The sequence below is a fragment of the Streptomyces sp. NPDC048441 genome (assembly GCF_043200235.1).
GTDB lineage: Bacteria > Actinomycetota > Actinomycetes > Streptomycetales > Streptomycetaceae > Streptomyces.
Map to the genome: position 1 here is coordinate 290,231 of NZ_JBICXM010000010.1, position 20,416 is coordinate 310,646.

General features: G+C 69.1%; 17 protein-coding genes. 6 read left to right on the top strand and 11 right to left on the bottom strand.

The features are described 5' to 3' along the window. Window positions 1-33: 33 nt before the first annotated feature. Window positions 34-936 (bottom strand): TIGR03619 family F420-dependent LLM class oxidoreductase, encoded by a 903-nt coding sequence (locus ACGFSB_RS25380; RefSeq protein WP_393403463.1) that lies wholly within the window; start codon window positions 934-936, stop codon window positions 34-36. Window positions 937-1,069: 133 nt separating this feature from the next. Between ACGFSB_RS25380 and ACGFSB_RS25385 the strand changes: the two genes are divergently transcribed. Further along, window positions 1,070-1,492 (top strand): ankyrin repeat domain-containing protein, encoded by a 423-nt coding sequence (locus tag ACGFSB_RS25385; RefSeq protein ID WP_393403465.1) that lies wholly within the window; start codon window positions 1,070-1,072, stop codon window positions 1,490-1,492. A gap of 156 nt (window positions 1,493-1,648) precedes the next feature. After that, on the top strand, window positions 1,649-3,190 hold the full coding sequence (locus ACGFSB_RS25390) for a CehA/McbA family metallohydrolase (protein ID WP_393403467.1): 1,542 nt from the start codon (window positions 1,649-1,651) through the stop codon (window positions 3,188-3,190). Between the two features lie 72 nt (window positions 3,191-3,262). Here ACGFSB_RS25390 and ACGFSB_RS25395 read toward each other — a convergent pair whose 3' ends face one another. The 7 genes from ACGFSB_RS25395 to ACGFSB_RS25425 all read right to left on the bottom strand — a co-directional run bounded on the left by ACGFSB_RS25395 (window position 3,263) and on the right by ACGFSB_RS25425 (window position 12,928). Further along, a complete protein-coding gene (locus ACGFSB_RS25395) occupies window positions 3,263-4,828 on the bottom strand; it encodes an APC family permease (protein ID WP_393403469.1) in 1,566 nt (521 codons plus the stop codon). A gap of 313 nt (window positions 4,829-5,141) precedes the next feature. After that, on the bottom strand, window positions 5,142-6,626 hold the full coding sequence (locus ACGFSB_RS25400; protein ID WP_393403471.1) for an aldehyde dehydrogenase family protein: 1,485 nt from the start codon (window positions 6,624-6,626) through the stop codon (window positions 5,142-5,144). Beyond that, a complete protein-coding gene (locus tag ACGFSB_RS25405) occupies window positions 6,623-8,362 on the bottom strand; it encodes an amidohydrolase family protein (protein WP_393403473.1) in 1,740 nt (579 codons plus the stop codon). The genes ACGFSB_RS25400 and ACGFSB_RS25405 overlap by 4 nt, the downstream gene beginning before the upstream one ends. 96 nt (window positions 8,363-8,458) lie before the next feature. After that, window positions 8,459-9,586 carry an LLM class flavin-dependent oxidoreductase gene (locus ACGFSB_RS25410; protein WP_393403475.1) on the bottom strand — a complete coding sequence of 376 codons (1,128 nt, stop codon included), beginning with the start codon at window positions 9,584-9,586 and terminating at the stop codon, window positions 8,459-8,461. A gap of 127 nt (window positions 9,587-9,713) precedes the next feature. Continuing rightward, window positions 9,714-10,511: an SDR family NAD(P)-dependent oxidoreductase gene (locus ACGFSB_RS25415; RefSeq protein WP_393403477.1), complete on the bottom strand. Its 798-nt coding sequence runs from the start codon at window positions 10,509-10,511 to the stop codon at window positions 9,714-9,716. Window positions 10,512-10,558: 47 nt separating this feature from the next. Then, the gene (locus tag ACGFSB_RS25420) at window positions 10,559-11,518 is read right to left on the bottom strand and encodes an LLM class F420-dependent oxidoreductase (RefSeq protein ID WP_393403479.1); all 960 of its coding nucleotides are present in this window, start codon (window positions 11,516-11,518) and stop codon (window positions 10,559-10,561) included. A 183-nt stretch (window positions 11,519-11,701) separates the two neighbouring features. Beyond that, window positions 11,702-12,928: an amidohydrolase family protein gene (locus ACGFSB_RS25425; protein ID WP_393403539.1), complete on the bottom strand. Its 1,227-nt coding sequence runs from the start codon at window positions 12,926-12,928 to the stop codon at window positions 11,702-11,704. Between the two features lie 329 nt (window positions 12,929-13,257). Here ACGFSB_RS25425 and ACGFSB_RS25430 point away from each other — a divergent pair, with 329 nt between their 5' ends. Then, the gene (locus ACGFSB_RS25430; RefSeq protein WP_393403483.1) at window positions 13,258-16,206 is read left to right on the top strand and encodes a BTAD domain-containing putative transcriptional regulator; all 2,949 of its coding nucleotides are present in this window, start codon (window positions 13,258-13,260) and stop codon (window positions 16,204-16,206) included. A gap of 206 nt (window positions 16,207-16,412) precedes the next feature. Continuing rightward, the gene (locus ACGFSB_RS25435; protein ID WP_393403485.1) at window positions 16,413-16,589 is read left to right on the top strand and encodes a sigma-like protein; all 177 of its coding nucleotides are present in this window, start codon (window positions 16,413-16,415) and stop codon (window positions 16,587-16,589) included. A gap of 504 nt (window positions 16,590-17,093) precedes the next feature. On the opposite strand, the gene ACGFSB_RS25440 is transcribed toward ACGFSB_RS25435, so the two are convergent. The 3 genes from ACGFSB_RS25440 to ACGFSB_RS25450 are packed head-to-tail and all read right to left on the bottom strand — an operon-like array spanning window position 17,094 to window position 18,263. Further along, window positions 17,094-17,492 (bottom strand): PIN domain-containing protein, encoded by a 399-nt coding sequence (locus ACGFSB_RS25440; protein ID WP_393403487.1) that lies wholly within the window; start codon window positions 17,490-17,492, stop codon window positions 17,094-17,096. After that, entirely contained in the window at window positions 17,492-17,785 is a 294-nt protein-coding gene (locus ACGFSB_RS25445) for a hypothetical protein (protein WP_393403489.1), read from the bottom strand. The genes ACGFSB_RS25440 and ACGFSB_RS25445 overlap by 1 nt, the downstream gene beginning before the upstream one ends. A gap of 40 nt (window positions 17,786-17,825) precedes the next feature. Then, window positions 17,826-18,263, bottom strand: a complete 438-nt coding sequence (locus ACGFSB_RS25450; protein WP_393403492.1) for an ATP-binding protein — start codon at window positions 18,261-18,263, stop codon at window positions 17,826-17,828. A gap of 218 nt (window positions 18,264-18,481) precedes the next feature. On the opposite strand from ACGFSB_RS25450, the gene ACGFSB_RS25455 reads away from it, so the two are divergent. Together ACGFSB_RS25455 and ACGFSB_RS25460 are read left to right on the top strand one after the other, a co-directional pair. After that, complete coding sequence (locus tag ACGFSB_RS25455; protein ID WP_393403495.1) at window positions 18,482-19,333, top strand: helix-turn-helix domain-containing protein; 852 nt, start codon at window positions 18,482-18,484, stop codon at window positions 19,331-19,333. Window positions 19,334-19,344: 11 nt separating this feature from the next. Continuing rightward, a complete protein-coding gene (locus ACGFSB_RS25460) occupies window positions 19,345-19,590 on the top strand; it encodes a DUF397 domain-containing protein (RefSeq protein WP_393403498.1) in 246 nt (81 codons plus the stop codon). Window positions 19,591-20,416: the final 826 nt, after the last annotated feature.

A 20,416-nucleotide genomic window follows, 5' to 3' on the forward strand; every position in this document is an offset into this window, starting at 1 on the left:
TCCGAGCATACGAGCGAGCGCCGACAGAAACAGCTACAGGTCAGTGCGGGTTCCGGTCAGCGCCGACGCGACAGGTGTGAGGTGCACATATCGCTGGAATCCGTCCAGGGTCCGCAGCACCTCCGCCTCCCCGCGCGCGGGAAGCTGCACGATGACCTCGTCGACGCCGAGCTCTTCGTAGTGGGCGAGCTTGCCCTCGGTCGGCTCGACGGCGGAGAGCGCGACGTACAGGTCGGCGGGTTCCCGCCCCGCGTCCGCCCACGCCTTTCTCAGCACCGGCAGCGCGTCGCGAAGCCCGCCGCCGCCGATCGGCAGCCAGCCGTCGGCGTACTCCGCGATCTGCGCGAACAGTCTGGGGCCTGCTGCCCCGCCGATGAGGGTGCGGGGGCCGTACAGGGGGCCTCCCTCGCGCGGGCGTGGCGCGCGCACCGGTTTGGGGTGGGCCTCGCTGGCCCGGACACTCCCGAACTCCCCCTCGTACGCCGTCGGCTCATCGGCCCACAGGGCCCGCATGACCGCCATCCGGTCCCGCACGAGCGCCCGCCGCGTGCGCCACTCGACGCCGTGGTCGGCGGCTTCCTCCTTGTTCCAGCCGTAGCCGATGCCGAGGGTGAAGCGGCCGCCTGAGAGATGGTCGAGGGTCGCGATCTGCTTGGCGAGGTCGATGGGGTCGTGCTGCCCGACCAGCGTGATGTTCGTGCCGAGCCCGATCCTGCTGGTGACCGCGGCGGCCTGGGCGAGGGCCACCAGGGGGTTGAGCATCCGGGCGCACTCGGGCGGGAGTTCACCGCCGGGGTACGGGGTTTCGCGCGATACGGGGATGTGGGAGTGCTCGGGGAGATGGAGCCCGGCGAAACCTCGCTGCTCCAGTTCCCGGGCCAGGCGGGTGGGGGTGATGGTCTCGTCGGTGAGGTAGAGGGTGGCGGCAACTCGCATGGCTGGCCTCCGGTCGTATTCGTACGAGAACGGGGCTCACTTACTAGCCGCCTGTGCCGCAGGAGTCCATGCCTCAGGAGTCCATGCCTCATGCGCCCATGCCTCATGCGCCCGCCGAACTACCCTCCCCCTCATGAGCAGACGACGCCGCAAGAAGATGACGAAGAAACTGGTCCTGGCGGCGGAGCTCGGCCGTACCGCCCAGGCGAAGGCATTGCTGCGGGCGGGCGCCGACCCCCGTACCTCCGACCCCGACGGCACGACCCCGCTGTACGGCGCCTCCGTCCACGGCACGGCACCCCTCGTCAGGGCCCTCCTTGAGGCGGGCGCCGACCCCGATACGGAGAGCGGTCACGGCGACCAGGGCACGCCGCTGTGCGCGGCCGCGTGCTGGGGTCATACCGACGCGGTCCGCGAGCTCCTCGCCCACGGCGCCGACCCGAACCTCCGCGAGGACCACGGCACGGGGAACTCCCCGCTGTCCTGGGCCACGCAGGGGGCGCACGAGGAGACGGCCGCCGTGCTCCGTGCGGCGGGCGCGAGCGTGCGCGCCTGAGACGGGCGTGGCCGCGCGCGCCCTGCCCCGCGACGCCTGACCGACACCGCGCGTAAGTCTGTCAATTGCCTTCCCTTGCCGGGAAGTTCGCGGCTGAATACCAGGGTTGCCCATCAGTCCCATCCGACACCCTCCGACACCCTGGGGAGCCGACACATGTGCGAGGACGAACACCGCCCGGCCAGACCGCTCGACACACCCCTGAACCGGCGTGGTCTGCTCGTGACGGGAGCCGCCGCCGCGCTTACGTTGAACAGCGTGAGCTTCGCGAGCGCCTCGGGGCGTGCATCCGGAAGTGGCGACGAGACCAAGGTGGTGCGCGGAACGCTGCCCACCGGGTCCCCCGACTTCGTGTACCTGCCGGTCGAAGTCCCGGACGGCGTACGCGAGATCCACGTCGCGTACACCTACGAGAAGGTGACCGTCCCGGCGGGCACCCAGGGCAACGCCCTCGACATCGGTGTCTTCGACCAGCGCGGCACGGCGCTCGGCGGCAAGGGCTTCCGGGGCTGGTCGGGCGGCGCGCGCACGGAGTTCTTCATCCGCGCCGACGACGCCACGCCCGGCTACCTCCCCGGCCCGGTCGGCCCAGGCACCTGGCACATCGCGCTCGGCCCCTACACCGTCGCCCCCGACGGCCTCCCCTACGAGGTCACGATCACGCTCAAGTACGGGGCGCCCGGCAGGACGCCACGGCCCGTCTACCCGCCGGACCGGGCGAAGGGGCGGGGCCGCGCCTGGTACCGCGGCGACTGCCATCTGCACTCCTGGTATTCGGACGGCAGGCGCACCCCGGCCGAGATCGCGGCACTCGCGCGCGCGGCGGGGCTCGACTTCATGAACACCTCCGACCACAACACGCACTCCGCGCACGCCCATTGGGCCGACCAGGCCGGTGACGACCTGCTCATCATGCTGGGCGAGGAGATCACCACGCGCAACGGCCACGTGGTCGCCCTCGGCACGGACCCCGGCACATTCATCGACTGGCGGTACCGCGCCCGCGACAACCGCTTCGGCAAGTACGCGCGGGAGATCCGCGACCGCGGCGGCCTCGTCGTCCCCGCCCACCCGCACGCCACCTGCGTCGGCTGCAACTGGAAGTTCGGCTTCGGCGAGGCGGACGCGGTGGAGGTGTGGAACGGCGCGTACACCCCGGACGACGAGGTGTCCCTCGCCGACTGGGACGGCACGCTGGTCGCCGCCGTGCGCGGCGGAAAGCCGTGGATCCCGGCCATGGGCAACAGCGACGCCCACCGCGACCCCGACCCCGTCGGCTCACCGCAGACGGTCGTCCTCGCCGACGACCTGACCCGCGAGGCCATCCAGGCGGGCATCCGCGCGGGCCACAGCTATGTCGCCGAATCCAAGAGCGTCGCGCTCACGTTCACGGCGACCGGCGGCAAGGGCAAGCAGGCGGGCATCGGAGAGCGGCTGTACGTCGAGCAGGACGCCCCGGTGACGGTCCGCCTGGACGTCACGGGCGCCCCCGGCTGCACGATCCGCCTCGTGACGGACCAGGGCGTCCTCTTCACGGGCCCGGAGATCCCGGCCTCCGGTGCCGGTACGGCGGAGTGGCGGACGACCGCTTCGTACGCGGCGTACGTACGGGCGGAGGTCCGTCACAAGCCGGTGGTGACGGGTCTTCCCGGCCCGCTTGCGGCGTTCACGAACCCGGTGTTCCTGGGGCGGCATTAGCGGTACGGCGACCGGCTGACCCTCGCGGCGCCCTCGCGGCGGGCGAGGGTCAGTCCTCGCGGCGGGCGAGGGTCAGTCCTCGACCACCAGCGCCGGAGTGTCCCGCCGCAGGACCTCGCCCCGGAAGAACGCCGGGCTCTTGCGGCCCATCACCAGCATGATCACCACGCCGAGCAGCAGCAGGCCCACGCCGATCACGAAGACCGAGCCGACGCCGAAGACGGAGGAGCCGCTGCCGTAGGCGGGGTTCCACATGTCGATCAGGGTCTTGGCGAAGACGCCCGTCAGGAGGACGCCGCCGAGGACCGGGAGCAGGGCCTTGAAGACGAAGCCCCGGACGGAGCTGAAGAGCTCATGGCGGAAGTACCAGGTGCAGGCGAAGGCGGTCAGCGCGTAGTAGAAGCAGATCATGAGGCCGAGCGCGTAGATCGTGTCGACCAGGACGTGCTCGGAGACCAGCGTCATGACCGTGTAGAAGACGGCGGTCGCGACGCCCGCGGTGACCGTGGCGCGGCCCGGCGTCTTGAAGCGCGGGTGGACGCGTGCGAAGGACGGCGGCAGTGCCTCGTACGAGGCCATGGCCAGGACCGTGCGGGCCACCGGGATGAACGTCGTCTGAAGGCTCGCGGCAGCCGACGCGAGGACGGCGACGAAGAGCAGGACGCCGAGGGTCGGGCCCATCACGGGGCCCGCGAGGACGGCGAAGACGTTGTCGGAGGTGTCGGGGTTGGCCAGACCGAGGCCCTTGGTCCCGGCGCCCACCACCATCTGCGCGGCGACAGCCGTGGCGAGGTAGGAGCCGACCAGGACGACCATCGCGATGAGCGCGGCGCGGCCGGGGGTCTTGTCGCTGCCGGTCGTCTCCTCATTGGCGGCCAGGCATGCGTCCCAGCCCCAGTAGATGAAGATCGCGAGCGAGAGGCCCGCGGTGAAGGAGGAGAACGACTTCACGGCGAACGGATTCAGCCACGACCAGGAGAAGTCCTGCGAGAGCGGGAATTCCGCGCTGCCCGCCTTCTGGAAAGCCATCACCACGAAGACCGCGAGGACGACCAGTTGCAGCCCCACCAGGGCGTACTGCACGCCCTTCGTGGCCGTCATCCCCCGATAGCTGATCGCCGTCGCGGCAGCGATCAGGGCGAGGCAGGTGAGGATGTGGACGGCTTTGTTGTCGTCCAGGGCCGCCACAGAGTCGTTGCTCGTGATCTCGCCCGCCAGGAGCCAGAAGTACGAGGTCGCGACGCCCGCCAGGTTCGACAGGACGATGATCGTGGCGATGACCAGGCCCCAGCCGCACATCCAGCCGATCCGCGGCCCGAAGGCCTTGACCGTCCAGGTGAACGAGGTGCCGCAGTCCGGCATGGCCTTGTTGAGCTCGCGGTAGGCGAAGGCCACCAGGAGCATCGGCAGGAAGCCCGCGATGAAGACCGCGGGCATGGCGAGGCCGACCTCGCCGGCTGTGGAGCCGAGGGTCGACGTCAGGCAGTAGACGGGGGCGACGGTGGAGATGCCGATGACGGCGCTGCCCATGAGGCCGACGGAGTTCCCGCCGAGGCCTTTGGCGCGTACGCCCCCGTCGGGGGCGCCGCTTACCGTGTCTCCGGCCTGGGGCTGGGGCCGTACGTCCAACTGGGTCATGAACAGGACGTTAAGGGCTGCGGTTTCCACATACGGATGGTCAGCATCCGGATCTTGTGGCTTGCAATCGATGGGTGAATCGGGACAGGCGCCATTGATTATTTGCCTGCTGAACCGAATTGATTACCCATTGCCAGGCAAAAGCCAGACCGTCCGGTATGCGGTAACCGCAGCACTGTCCGTTTTGCCCTACTTCAAAATTTTCCCGAGTGACTTCCGGCATTCCACATAGCGGACTTTCCCCGGCCTCCAGGACGCTCGCCCGGGTCACACGGGCCACACGGACCACATGGGTCACACGGGCCACAGCGGGTCACCCGGGCCACACGATCGACTGCAGCTCGCTGTAAGCGTGCAGCGCGTACGAGCCCACGTCCCGGCCGACCCCGCTCCTCTTGAACCCGCCGAACGGCGCCTCCATGTTCCGGCCGATCGAGTTCACGCCGACACCGCCCGCGCGAAGCCGCCGCGCGACGCGGAAGGCGCGGGCCACGTCGCCCGACCACACGTAGTCGAGGAGGCCGTAGTCGCTGTCGTTGGCGAGGGCGATGCCTTCCTCCTCGTCATCGAAGGGGACCACCACGACCACCGGGCCGAAGATCTCCTCCCGGACCACCCTCATGTCGTTGGTGCAGTCCGCGAGCAGCGTCGGGGCCACATAGAAACCGCGGTCCAGGCCGGGGCCCGCCGGGCGCTCGCCGCCCGCGACGACCCGTGCGCCTTCCTTCCGCCCGAGCTCGACGTACGACTCGATCCGGTCCCGGTGCGCCGCCGAGATCACCGGACCGACGACCGTCCCCTTCTCCCGCGGATCACCGACCTTCAGGAAGCCGATGTAGCCCTTCAGCTTCTCGATGAGCTCGTCGTGAACGGCGCGGTGCGCGATCACCCTCGTAGGGGCGGTACAGATCTGACCGCTGTAGAACGAGAACGTCGTCCCGATCCCCGCCACCGCCGAGTCCAGGTCCGCGTCCTCGAAGACGAGCGCCGCGCCCTTACCGCCCAGCTCCATCAGCTGCCGCTTCATGTCCCGGCCGCACACCTCGGCGATACGCTGCCCGACCGACGTCGATCCGGTGAAGCTCACCATGTCCACGTCCGGTGAGTCCACGGCCGCCGCGCCGACCTCCGGGCGAGCGCCCGACACCACGTTCACCACTCCGGGCGGGGCGCCCGCCTCCTCCAGAGCCGCCGCCATCCGGTAGACGGAGAGCGGGTCCTGCGGCGCGGGCTTCACGACGACCGTGTTGCCCATGGCCAGGGCGGGCGCCACCTTGCCCGCGGGGTTGGCCCACGGGTTGTTGTACGAGGTGATGCAGGTGACGACGCCCACCGGCTGCCGGACGGTGAGCGCCCCCACGACGCCCGCCTTCCCCATCGGGCCCGCCTCGTTGATCTGCGGCACAAGGGCCGCCTCGACCGGTTCCAGGGCCCCCTTCGCGTACCGCTTGAAGCGGGCCACCGACACCGCGACCTGCATCCCGCGCGCCGTGCCGGTCGTCGCGCCGCTCTCGGCCTGGGCGAGTTCCGCGTACGGCACGAGATCGCGCTGCATGATCGACGCGGCCCGGTCCAGGACCGCGGCCCGCTCCTCGGGAGTCGTACGCGACCAGGCGGCGAAGGCCTCGCGGGCGGCGCCCGCCGCCACGTGCACCTGCTCGCGGCTCGCCTCGGGGGCGAGTCCGACGACACCCTCGGTCGCGGGGTTGATCACTTCGTAGTGGCCGCCGTCGGGCTCGACCCACTCGCCGCCGATGAACAGCCGCTGCTCGCCCTCACCAGGGAGTTCAGAACTCACTTGGTGCTCACCGTCCTGGTGTCACGGCCCGACCGCAGGACAGTGCCGGGCGTCGCACCCGTCACCTGGTCCTCGCGTATCGCTTCGACTCCGTTGACCCAGACGGCATTTATACCGATCGCCTTGGAGTCGAGCCGCGGGCTGTCACCCGGCAGGTCGTGCACCAGCGTGGCCTTGCCCGCGTCGATGCGCTCGGGGTCGAAGAGGACGAGATCGGCGTGGAAGCCTTCCTCGATACGCCCCCGCTCCCGCAGCCCGAAGAGCTGCGCGGGATCGTCGGTGAGCATCTTGACCGCCTGCTCGAGACCGACCAGCTTGCGACCCCGCAGGCAGTCCCCGATGAACCGGGTCGTGTACGGGGCGCCACACATGCGGTCCAGGTGCGCACCCGCGTCCGAGCCGCCCAGCATGACGTCCTCGTGCTGCCAGGCCTCCTGGCGCAGGGCCCACGATTCGGGGTCGTTGTCGGAGGGCATGGGCCACAGGACCGTACGCAGGTCGTCGTTGGCGCAGATATCGACGAGGCACTGGAAGGCTTCCTGACCGCGTTCGGCGGCGATGTCGCGCACGACGCGGCCGGTAAGACCTTCGTTCTCCTTGGAGTACGTGTCCCCGATGACGTACCGATCGAAGTGGGAGAGCCGCCGGAAGACGCCCGCCTCCTTGCTGGCGGCGCGCCGCAGCATCTCCCCCCTGGTATCGGGGTCACGGAGCTTGGCGATGCGCTCGGGCACAGGGAGGCCGAGAACGTCGCCCCAGCCGGGTATCAGGTTCAGCGCGCAGAAGGTGCCGAGCGACATGTTCATCGGGGTGAGGATCGGCATGGTCAGGGCGACGATGCGGCCACCGGCCTTGCGGGCGCGCTCACTTGGGATGAGCTGACGCGGGACGCGCTCGGGGACGGCGGAGTCGATGGTGAGGACGTTCCAGTTGAGGGGGCGCCCGGCGGCGGCGCTCATCTCGACGAACAGATCGATCTCGTCATCGCTGAACTGGTCAAGACACCCGGCCACGATCGCTTCGAGCTGCGTGCCCTCGTGCTCGGCGACGGCGCGGCTGAGCGCGAGCAGCTCGGCGGGCTCGGCGTGCCGGGATGCCACGGGCTGTCCGTCGCCGTCCGAGTGCGTGGACGACTGCGTGGTGGAGAGCCCCCAGGCGCCCGCGTCCATCGCGTCGTGGAACAGACTCAGCATCTCCTCCAACTGCTCGGCGGAGGGCTGCCCGCCGACCGCGTCCGCGCCCATGACGTACCGCCGCAGCGCGCAATGCCCCACCATGAACCCGGCGTTGACGGCGACGCGCCCCTCCAGGGCATCCAGATACTCCCCGAACGAACTCCACGTCCAGGGCGCCCCCTCTTCGAGGGCCACCAGCGACATGCCCTCGACCTTGGACATCATCCGCCGCGTGTAGTCGGCGTCCTCGGGGTGAGCGGGGTTCAGCGGGGCGAGCGTGAAGCCACAGTTGCCGCCGGCGACGGTGGTCACGCCGTGGTTCAGGGACGGGGTCGCGTAGGGGTCCCAGAAGAGCTGGGCGTCGTAGTGCGTGTGCGGGTCGACGAAGCCGGGCGCGAGGATGCGCCCTTCGGCGTCTTCGCTGGTCGTGGCGGGCTCCGTGAGGGTTCCGGGCTCGGCGACGACCGCGATGCGCCCGTCCCTGATACCTACGTCGGCAACACGTGCGGGGGCGCCGGTGCCGTCGACTACGGTCGCGCCCTTGATGAGGTGGTCGAGCATGACGGGGTCGTCCCCCTTGACGTTTTTGGCCGGGTGAGGAGTGGGGATGCCCCGGCTTCCGTCCGGGAGAGGAAGCCGGGGCAGCTGAGGGCGACCTCAGGAAGAAGCCGCTTGCCGGAAGCGCGAAGTCCGGTGCACAGGATCCGTGTCGATCTTCGGAATCACATGCTCACCGATCAGCTTGATCGTGTTCTTCGTGTCCTCGGGCGAAATCCCGATGGGCAGCCCGAAGGAGAGCTGATCGGCCCCGGCCTGCTCCCACCGCTTGCACTGCGTGAGCACCTCGTCCGGGTCACCGCAGATCATCAGCTCCTCGGCGATGAGCAGCTCGATGATCTCCTCGCTGTACTCGGGAAGCAGCTCGGGCCACTCGGGGATGCCCTCGGGCCGGGGGAAGGTGTCGTGGTAGCGGAAGAGCAGCGACTGCAGATAGTTCAGCCCGCCGCCGACGGCGATCTCCACGGCCTTCTTGTGGGTCTCCGCGCAGATCGCGGTCGAGGTCACCATGACGTTGTCGTTGACGAAGTCACCGACCGGCTCGGCGTCCTTCACGGCCGTCTTGTACGACTCGAGGACCCACTCCATGTCGGAGACCTTCTGCACGCTGAAGCCCAGTACTCCGAGCCCCTTCTTGCCTGCCATCGCGTACGAGGGCGGGGACCCGGCGGCGTACCACATGGCCGGGTGCGACTTCCCGTACGGCTTGGGCAGGATCTTGCGGGGCGGCAGCGACCAGTGTTTGCCCTGGAAGCCGACGTACTCGTCCTGGAGCCACATCTTGGGGAACTCGGCGATCGTCTCTTCCCAGAGTTCCTTGGTGTGGTTCATGTCGGTGATGCCCGGCATGAAGCCCAGTATCTCGTGCGATCCGGCGCCGCGTCCGGAGCCGAACTCGAAGCGGCCCTCGGAGAGATGGTCGAGCATGGCGACCTTCTCGGCGACCTTGACCGGGTGGTTCACCGGGGCGAGCGGGTTGAAGATTCCGGAGCCCAGGTGGATGCGGTCGGTCGCGTGGGCGAGATAGCCGAGGAAGACGTCATTGGCGGAGAGGTGCGAGTACTCCTCCAGGAAGTGGTGCTCGGAGGCCCAGGCGTACTTGAAGCCGGACTTGTCCGCCTGAATGACGTACTCGGTCTCCTCGATGAGCGCCTTGTGCTCTGCTTCGGGGTCGACCTTGGCCCGCTTGGCGGGCACGTATCCCTGTACAAAGAGACCGAATTCCAAGGAGGTTCACCATCCTCGTGAGTATCTGAAGAACGAGTTTCTGACGAACCGTCAGATTGTGATGCGTCGACTGTTCCACCGGCCGCCAGGACCGTCAATACCCGGGAGCGCAACTACTGACGTAGCGTCAGAGAACGCTGACCCCCGCGAGCCACCCCCCGTCGATGACGAACGGCTGCCCGGTGATGTACGCCGAGTCGTCCCCGGTCAGGAAGAGCGCGAGGGCGGCCACCTCTTCCGGCTTCCCGATCCGCCCGAGGGGCACGAGCTTCTTGTAGAGCTCGGCGACGGCCTCCTGCGCCTCCGTCGGATCGGCGGTCGGGTCGAGCAGCGCCGGGTTGGTCATCGGGGTGTCGACGGCCCCCGGGCAGACGGTGTTGACGCGGATGTTCTTGGCGGCGAGCTCCATGGCGGCGACGCGCGTGAGCCCGAGGATGGCGTGCTTGGTCGCGGCGTACGCGCCGACGTACGCCATGCCCGTCATCGCCGTGTACGAGGCGGTGTTCACGATGGTCCCGCCGCCGGCGGCCTCCAGCTCGGGCGCGACGGTGCGGATGCCGAGGAAGCAGCCCACCTGATTCACCTGGATGACCTGCTGGAACTCTTCCAGCGGGGTGCTGACGAGCTCGTTGAAACGCAGGATGCCCGCATTGTTGACCAGCCCGTCGATCTTCCCGAAGGCGTCCTTGGCGGCGACGACGGCAGCCTGCCAGTCGGCCTCCTGGCTGACGTCGAGGTGCACGTACTTGGCCACGTCACCGCCGAGCTCCTCGGAGATCTCCTTGGCGAGCGCCTCCCCCTGGTCGTCGAGCACGTCGCCTATGACGACCTTCGCCCCCTCTGCGGCGAAGAGGCGCGCCTCCTGCTCGCCCTGTCCGCGTGCCGCGCCGGTGACGATGACGACGCGGCCGTCCAGCTTGCCCATATCCCAGTCTCCTCAGTCGATCTCTCAGTTGAGGTGCGGACGAACTCTCAGTTGAGGTGTGGAGCGACTTCGGCGGCGAACGCCGCCATCTGATCGGTCAGTTCGGTGCGGCTACGCGACCGGAACCGCACCTGGATCTGCTGCACTCCCATCGCCCCGTACGCCCGCAGCGACTCGGCAAGGACATCCGGCTTCCCGCTCAGCGCGCGCCGCCCCACGGACCAGCTGGGCTCCCCCACATACAAGGGCTCGACGATCGCCCCCACGACGATCGGCTCCCGCACCCCCGCCTCCTCGCGAAGCCGCTTGAGCCTGGCGATCTGCGCGGGGAGCTTGTCGCGCGGGTCGCCCTGCGGCAGCCACCCGTCACCGCGGACGGCGGCCCGGCGCACGGCGGCGGGCGATGAGCCGCCCACCCAGATGGGCACGCGGGGCTGTACGGGGCGTGGCAGCTGGCCCAGGTCACTGAAGTCGAAACGCTCGCCGTGGTGTTCGGGGAACTCCTCGGACCCGAGCGAGGCCTTCAGGGCGTCGATGGTCTCGTCGAGTACGGGCCCGCGCCGCTCGAAGTCGGCCCCGACGGCATCGAACTCCTCCTGCACGTGCCCGGCTCCGACCCCCAGGATCAGCCGCCCGCCGCTGAGCCGGTCGAGGGTCGCGTACTGCTTGGCGCTGACCAGCGGATGCCGGAGCCCGACGACGGCGACATGGCTCATGAGCCGTACGTTCTCGGTGATCCCGGCGAGGAAGGAGAGGGTGGCCACGGGGTCGTACCAGACGGTGCTCATGGCGTCGGCGAGCCGCCGCGGAATGGCGACATGGTCGCAGCTCGCGATGTACGCGAAGCCGCCGCGGTCGGCGGTGCGGGCGATCTCGGCGAGGTCGTCGGTGGTGGCGTCCGCCTCCCACGCCTCCGCGTACATGGCGCTCTGCGACTGGATCGGGAGCTGCATCCCGTAGACCAGGCGTCCCTGCGGAAAGATGTGCGCGAGCGCGTTGGCAGCCATGGGAATCCGACCCCTCACCTTGACCTGACGGTACGTCATATACGGCGACGGAACTCATCGTCGTAGCTGACGGACCGTCAGGCAAGGGGTGGGACGAGGCGACTGTCCGGGACAGCAACGCCCCCACGGGACCGCCGCGACCGCCTCCGCGGGACACAGCCGCGGCCACCTCCCCGGGCTCTCCTACGCGCCGGGCCCCGCCCACAAGCCGTCATCCGTGAGCCCGAGCAGATCGATCGCATTGCCCCGCACGATCCGGTCGACGACGTCCGGCGCCAGGTGCCCCATCTGGGACTCGCCGACCTCCTTGGACTTCGGCCAGGTGGAGTCGGAGTGCGGATAGTCGGTCTCGTACAACACGTTCCCGACCCCGATCGAGTCGAGGTTCTTCAGCCCGAAGGCGTCATCGAAGAAGCACCCGTAGACGTGCTCGGTGAAGAGCTCGGACGGCGGCCGGTGCACCTTGTCGGCGACTCCACCCCACCCGCGGTTCTCTTCCCAGACGACATCCGCGCGCTCCAGGATGTAGGGAATCCACCCGATCTGCCCCTCCGCGTACATGATCTTCAGGTTCGGGAAGCGCTCGAACTTGCCGCTCATCAGCCAGTCGACCATCGAGAAGCAGCAGTTGGCGAAGGTGATGGTGGACCCGACGGCGGGCGGCGCGTCCGCCGACGTACTCGGCATCTTGCTGCTCGACCCGATGTGCATGGCGACGACGGTGCCGGTCTCGTCGCAGGCGCGCAGGAAGGGGTCCCACTCGTCGGTGTGGATGGACGGGAGCCCCAGGTGGGGCGGTATCTCGGAGAAGGCGACGGCGCGTACGCCACGGGCGGCGTTGCGGCGGACCTCGGCGGCGGCCAGTTCGGCGTCCCAGAGCGGGATGAGGGTGAGCGGGATGAGCCGCCCGTGAGCCTCGGGCCCGCACCACTCGTCCACCATCCAGTCGTTATAGGCGCGCACGCTCAGCAGGCCGAGCTCACGGTCCTTGGCCTCGGTGAAGGTCTGCCCGCAGAAGCGGGGGAAGGTGGGGAAGCAGAGGGCGGACTGGACGTGGTTGACGTCCATGTCGGCGAGGCGGTCGGGCACGCTGAACGACCCGGGGCGCATCTGCTCGTACGTGATGACTTCGAGCTTGATCTCGTCCCTGTCGTACCCGACGGCGGTGTCCAGGCGGGTGAGGGGCCGGTGCAGATCTTCGTAGATCCACCAGTCACCTATGGGCCCGTCATCGCCCTTCGCCCCCATCACCGGAGCGAACTTCCCGCCCATAAAGGTCATTTCCTTCAGGGGCGCCCGGACGACCCGTGGCCCGCTGTCGCGATATTTCGCGGGCAGGCGGTCCTGCCAGACGTTGGCGGGTTCGACGGTGTGGTCGTCCACCGAGATGATCCTCGGGAACGTAGGCAAGGTCTCAGTGGTCTCCATGTGGTCGACGGTAGCGCTGATCTGACGATCCGTCAGCTCCCTGTCGGCTATCGGCCGGCGATCGGTCAGTGATCGGTAGGCGATCGGTAAGTGATCGGTAAGCGGATGCTGCCGCTCCCCGGAGTGCGTGGACCCTGTGAGAGCCGTCTCGCACAGCTGACGTATCCGCCATGAACAAGGCAAACTGGCGGGACGCAAGAACCGGGTAAAGACTGAACCAGGTGAAGCACGGCAAACGTGGGTAGGGCAGACCTGCGGCGCACAAACCAGGCACGGTGACGGCCCCGCACGGCAGGGCAGCAGGGGGAGCGATGGACGGTGTACCGCGAGTACCGGAGCAGCGGCGTCCGGCCCCGGGGAACGCCCCCGAGGAGCTGAGGCCGCACTTCAGCGTGCTCGGGCCCGTTCGCGCATGGAACGGCGCCGAACAGCTGTCCATGGGCTCTCCGCAGCAGCGGGCCCTGCTCGCTGCGCTTCTCCTGCGTGACGGCCGCACGGCGACGGCCCACGAACTGATCGACGCCCTCTGGGGCGAGGAGCCGCCCTCGCAGGCGCTGGCGGCGGTCCGCACTTATGCGTCCCGCCTGCGCAAGGTGCTCCCCGCCGGGGTCCTGGTCAGCGAATCGGGCGGTTACTCGATCGCGGTGGCCGACGGCGCGCTGGACCTGGCGCTCGCGGAGGAACTCTGGACGGAGGCGGAGAAGGCACGCGGAGTCTCCGACCTCTGCCAGGCCCGCTCCCTCGTGAACAAGGCGCTGAGCCTCTGGGACGGCGAACCCCTGGCCAACGTCCCCGGCCCGTACGCGGAAACAGAGCGGACACGCCTGGAGGAGTGGCGCCTCCAGCTCCTGGAGTCCCGCCTGGACATGGACCTGGAGGTGGGGTGCCACGCGGAGGCGGTGTCGGAGCTGACGGCCCTCACGGCAGCGCATCCCCTCCGCGAACGCCTGCGCGAACTGCTGATGCTGGCGCTCTACCGCAGCGGGCGGCAGGCGGAGGCGCTGGCGGTCTACGCGGATACGAGACGTCTGCTCGCCGATGAACTGGGGGTGGACCCACGCCCCGGCCTGAAGGAACTCCAGCGGCGAATTCTCCAGGCGGACCCGGCACTGGCGGAGCCCTCGGCGGCGGCGCCGGAACCGGCGGCGGCGGTGGTGCGCCCAGCGCAACTCCCGGCGACAGTCCCGGACTTCACGGGGCGCGCGTCCTTCGTGTCCGAGCTGAGCGAGATCCTGTCGGCGGCGGAGGGCCGGGTGATGGCGGTCTCGGCGCTCGCGGGCATCGGCGGCGTAGGCAAGACGACACTGGCCGTGCATGTGGCGCATGTGGCACGGTCGTACTTCCCTGACGGGCAGCTGTACGTGGACTTGCAGGGCGCGGGGGCGAGGTCGGCGGAGCCGGAGACGGTACTCGGCGCGTTCCTGCGGGCCCTGGGGACTTCCGACTCGGCGATCCCGGACTCCCTGGAGGAGCGGGCGGCGCTGTACCGCTCGACGCTGGACGGCCGCAGGGTGCTGGTGGTCCTGGACAACGCACGTGACGCGGCGCAGGTACGCCCCCTACTCCCCGGCATGGAGGGCTGCGCGGCGCTGGTGACGAGCCGCATCCGGATGGTGGACCTGGCCGGGGCGCACTTGGTGGACCTGGACGTGATGTCCCCCGAGGAGGCCCTCCTCCTCTTCACCCGGATCGTCGGCGAGGAGCGGGTGCAGTCGGAGCGGAAGGCCGCGCTGGATGTGGTGGCGGCGTGCGGCTTCCTGCCCTTGGCGATTCGTATCGCTGCCTCTCGGCTCGCGGCCCGCCGTACGTGGACGGTCTCGACGCTGGCGGCGAAACTGGCGGACGAGCGGCGGCGCCTGGACGAGCTCCAGGCGGGTGACCTGGCGGTGAAGGCGACGTTCGAGCTGGGGTACGGGCAGCTGGAGCCTGCGCAGGCACGGGCGTTCCGCTTGCTGGGGCTTGCGGACGGGCCTGACCTCTCACTGGCGGCGGCTGCGGCGGTCCTCGATCTTCCGGCGGAGGAGACGGAGGACCTCCTGGAGGCCCTCGTCGACACATCCCTGGTGGAGTCGGCGGCGCCTGGTCGATACCGGTACCACGACCTGGTTCGGCTCTACGCGCGTGCTTGCGCGGAGCGGGATGAGTTGCCGCCGAGTGGGCGGGCGGCTATGTCGCGGTTGTTGGACTTCTACTTGGCGTCCGCCGCGCGGGTCTATGCGATAGAGCGGCCTGGGGATCGGACTGTGGATCACCTGGAGTCGACCGAGCACGCGGGGCAGGAGTTCAGCGACGACAGCAAGGCCTTGGACTGGCTGCATTCGGAGGCGGCTTGCATCCTGGCCTGCGTGCAGCAGTCGTTGGGAGCGGGGACGCTGCGGCGGGCGGTTGCCCTGCTGCTGGCTTCGAAGGACTTGGCGGAGTCAGGAGCAAGCTCGCTTCGGTACGAGTTGGCCACTTGCGCCGCACGCGATGCCGCGGAAGCGCTGGGCGACGCTCATGCCGAAGGGCGAGCCAGAGTCTCACTCGCTCAGGTCCTCAGCAAGGTCGGTCACTTCGACAAGGCCTCTGCCGAACTGGCACGCGGCGCGGAACTCGGCAGTATCTCCGGAGACCCCTGGACCACCGGCAACGCGCCGAATGAGCAAGGGATCATCGCCTACTGCATCAACCAGCACGAGGCCAGCGAGACCTACCTGCTCAGGGCGATCGAGGAGTTCCGCGCAGACGGCAATCGGGCCGGTGAGGCCAGTGCCCTCTGCAACCTCTCTCGCGTCCTCGACGCACTCGGACGCACATCGAAGGCGATTGATCTCGCACGACAAGGGATGTCCATATACGACGACCTTGGCCTCACATTTCGACTTGCCAATGCGAAGAGCGCCCTTGGAATCGCTCTCAGCCATATGGGCCGTCACGCAGAAGCACTCGACCAACTCACGGACGCTCTGCAGGTATTCGCCGAGAATCGGCAGCGGCTTTGGGAGGGGACCACTCACTTCCGCATAGCTCAGGTCCACGTGGCGGCCAGGCGCTCCCCACAAGCAGCACAGCACGCGGAGCAGGCTCTGAGCACTGGCTGCGTCGGCGGCGACTGGATGCGGGCCAACGTCCTCACACTCCTGGGCAGGACCCTCGACAGCATCGGGCAGGTCGACCGCGCCCGAGCCTGCTGGCGTGAAGCCTTGAGCATTCACGAGAGTTCAGGGGCACCGGAAGCCGAGGCCGTTCGCGGTCTCCTCTTCCCCATGGCAGCTGCCTGACGTATCCGGCCGAGGCGTTCATCGAACGTTTATGAGCGGCTGCCACTCTCTACTCATCGATCCGTCGCGTCGGGGGGCAGACGGGTCGCTTCGGGCCCCACGGATAAGGTGAGCGGCCCTGGAACGCCCGGTCGGCGACCCTCGGGGGAGTTTCCGAACGGGCGTTCCTGCCCCAGCGAACCGTCAAACCCATAGGAGTCTCGACTATGAGCGACGCCAATAAGGACGGCAAGATCACTACGCAGGGCGACGGGCACATCCCCGCCCCGCCGAAGGACGGCAAGATCACCACCAAGAGCGACGGGCACATCCCCGCCCCGCCGAAGGACGGCGAGGTCACCACGCAGGGCGACGGACACATCCCCGCCCCGCCGAAGGACTGACCCAAGTCTTAAATCCCGACGGGGGACGATCGGCCGCGGTGGCGCGGAGGGGAAGCCACCGCGGCCGACGCATGTCCGGAGCCTGGTTCAGGCCAATCGGCGACGGAAACCGTTCGGCACTCTCGAACGGTTGGCGCCCCTGGCACTAGCGTCACTTGCCGAGTTGGCGCCCCTGGCACTAGTCACTTGCCGACCGCACATTCCCACTCCCACAGGAGTGGGAATGACCCGCGCAAAGAAGGTCTTCGTCACCCTGGCCATCGCGGCCGCTGCCGCCGGCGGTGCGGCGAGTCCTGCGCTCGCCGACAGCCACGCAGGCGTCGCTCGCGGCAAGTCCTGCGCTCGCCGACAGCCACGCAGGCGTCGCTCGCGGCAAGTCCTGCGCTCGCCGACAGCCACGCAGGCGTCGCCCCTCTGGACAACCACGCAGGCTGACAAACCCACAGCACAAACGGGGCCGAGAGTTCGACTCGGCCCCGCTTGCGTTGCCCTCCCCGCACCCCATCAAAGCGCCCTGATCAGCACGCTCCCAGAACAAAGCTTCCGCATGTGGTCCTCGTCCGAGGTGTACAGCACGACATTCCCCGACTGCCGCCCCGCGATCACCGCCAGCGCCGCGTCAATCGCGTACTTGTGACCGGGCAGCCCCGCCTCCGCCAGCAACGCGACCGCCGCGTCAGCCACCTCACGGGTCACCGGCTCCACGACGATGCGGGACATCGCCCAATTCCAGGCCGACTGCCGGATCTTGCCGTGGTACGCCTCAATCAGCGTCATAGAGCTGGTGACCACGCGGGTATCCGTCCGGTACGCATCCTTGAGGCGAGCTGTCATCGCCCGATCACCCAGCGCCGCCCGCGACAGCCCCTCGCAGTCCAGTACGTAGCAAGGGGGCCCCGCCATCAGGCCGCCGCCGACGGGTTTCCGGGGGACGCAGGCGCCTCGCCCTCGTCCGCCCGCTCGGCGAACCATCGCTCGCTCTCGCGCCGCTCGACCTCGGCGTCGGCCAGTTCGGCCTCGGTCACCGCGCCATGCTCGCCCTCCAGGTGCGCAACGAGCTCGCCCAGCAGGTCCCGTTCCCGCTGACGCTCTATGGCTCGCGTGACGTACGCGCTGAAGGCACCGGGGCCCACCTCCCCACGGATCTCCTCTGCTAGCTCCTCAGGCAGCGTGACCGTATACTTCTTGGTTGCCATACCGCTCACCATACCGAATCCCGGCATCTACCGCCTCCGCTCACTGGGCCGCAGCCAATTCGCACCACACGTATTTCCCGGCGTCCCCCACGCTCGCCAGCGGATACCACCCCCACCCATCGGAGCACGTCCGCACGAGGGCCAGCCCTCTCCCCTCCTCCGCGTACGCGGAGACGACGCCCGGCGGCGGCTCCGGCGGCGTCGGATCGGTGTCCCACACCCCGATCCGCAACACCCGCCCCACCCACCGCAGCCGCAGCGCGGCAGGCCCCTTCGTATGTCGGAGCGCATTGCTGACCAGCTCGGCCGCAAGGAGCTCAGCCGCTTCCCCGAGGTGCGGCAGGCCGTGCGCGGCGAGGATGAGGCGGAGGGTCCGGCGGCTGATCATGACGGCTCGGAGGTCGTGGGGGACGTAGAGGGTGTACTCCCATGGCTCGTCCGGCGGGGCGCAAGTCGCGGCACAGTTCGCTTCAGGCATGGCGGTACTCCTACTGGAGTGAGGGGAGTTGAGGAGCGCTGCGGCGGAACGGGCGGTGGCCATGCCGCGACCGCCAAGGCGTGACGGGGCGGTGCGCTTCCGGTGCCCCGGAGTTTCGCAGCGTGTGCGGTGCGTCACTTACGGTAGGGGTTCAGTTGAACCCCGTCAATCTCAACTGAGATACTCGCCTCCTCCAACTCCCCGAAGGGGCACCGCACATGCCGGCGAGAAGTGTCATCACCGCACGCCAGGAACGGCTCGGCGCCGAACTGCGCAAGCTGCGCGAACGGGCGGGCCTGACGGGCCGGGAGGCAGCTCGGGCCGCCGGTATCGCCGAGACCAAGGTTTCCGCGATAGAGGCCGCCCGGGTCGGCGTCAGCGAGGAGCGAGTACGCCATCTGGCCAGCCAGTACGCGTGCGACGACACCGCACTGATCGACTCCCTGTCCCTCATGGCGAGCGAGCGGACGCGTGGCTGGTGGGAGGAGTACAGGGAGTCAGTGCCGTCGGGCTACCTGGACCTGGCCGAACTCGAGCACCACGCGACGGACTTGTGGACCTTCCAGAGCGTCCACATCCCCGCTCTCCTGCAGACCGAGGACCAGGTGCGGGCGATCTTCACATCCACGGTCCCGCGACTTTCCCAGGAGGAACTCGCAGTACGCGTACGTTTCCGTCTACGGCGCCAGGAGATCCTCGACGGCGACCCGGCTTTCCGCTACGAGGCAGTGATCCACGAAGCGGCGCTGAGAATCCGGGCCGCCGACTGCAAGGTCGCCCGAAGCCAGTTGCAGCACATCCTGGAGCGGGCGGACCATCCACAAGTAGCCGTCCGCATCGTCCCGTTCGACGTGGATGGCTTTGCCGGAATCGCAGACACGCTGCTGTACGCCCGGGGCCCAGTGCCGCAACTGGACACCGTCCTGATGGACACCCAGCACGGTGGCGCCTTCCTGGACGCGGAAGCGCAGCTCAGCCGCTACCGAGAGGTCCTGCGCAAGGTGGAGGGGGCGGCGTTGGGAGTCATAGAGTCGAGGGACCTCATCCACCGCATCATGCAGAGCATGTGAAGGGCCTCGACATGACACAGCAGACCGCGTGGCAGAAGTCCTCGTACTCCGGCGGCGGCGACTCATCCGACTGCGTCGAGCTGTGCGCCCAGCAACAACAGGGCACCGTCAAGCTCCGCGAAAGCGACGCCCCGTCCACCGAGCTCTCAACAACCCCCGAACGCCTCGCCCACCTCATACGCCACGTGAAGAGCCAGCCCCACGTGAAGAGCCAGCCCCACGTGAAGAGCCAGCCGCCGAACCGCTCCCGGGGCTAACCTCCACCAGCAACACCCCTCCACCCACAGCGACCGCACCCAAGAACGGGCAGCAGCGAAGCATCCCGGCATCGGGTGGTGATCGGGGCCGCCCGGCGCTCGGGAGTGTGGCGGTTCCGGCGGCCCAGTAAAGGGCGCTCCGCTGCGCTACGCGTCGGCTGCGCCGATTGCGCTGCGCTCCACCCTTGACTGCCCCGCCTCCACCGCAGGAGCTTTTGTTGGCCGGGCGGCCAGGAAGGGGGCGTATGGGGACGGTGGATGGGCTCGTCGGTCTCCTGCCATCTGCGGACTGGTTCTTCTGGTGCGAGCGTCACGCGGTGAGGGGGTACCGCCTGACAGACGGGGACGCCCCGGTAGCGGTGACGGGCCTCCGGCCGGGTGCGGACTGGCTCTTCTGGTGCGGGCGTCACGAGAGACGACACTCGACACTCGGCCCGGCCGACCGGCCGACCGCCCGACCGCCCGACCGGCCGACCGGCCGACCGGCTCAACTCCAGTGGCGCTGGCAGGTTTTGCTGCCGAGTGCGGGCTGGCTCTTCTGATGTGAGCGTCACGGGAGGCGACGCCCGGCCCGGCCGCTGACCGACCGGTTCAGCTTCGGTGGCAGTGCCAGGTCGTGCCGCCGGGTGCGGGTCGGCTTGTGCGGGGAGGTCACGGGGTGCGGTGGGTCGAGTGGGTCCACGCTCGCGGGTCAGCAGGAGGCGGCAGGTGGCAGGTGAGGTGGCAGGTGGGGCGATGAAGGGGAGGTGGTGGAGGTGAGTGTGACTGGTGTGACCTCACGGATCGCCTCGCGTGCTCACATATCGGTCATCTCGGGTGTGGGGAG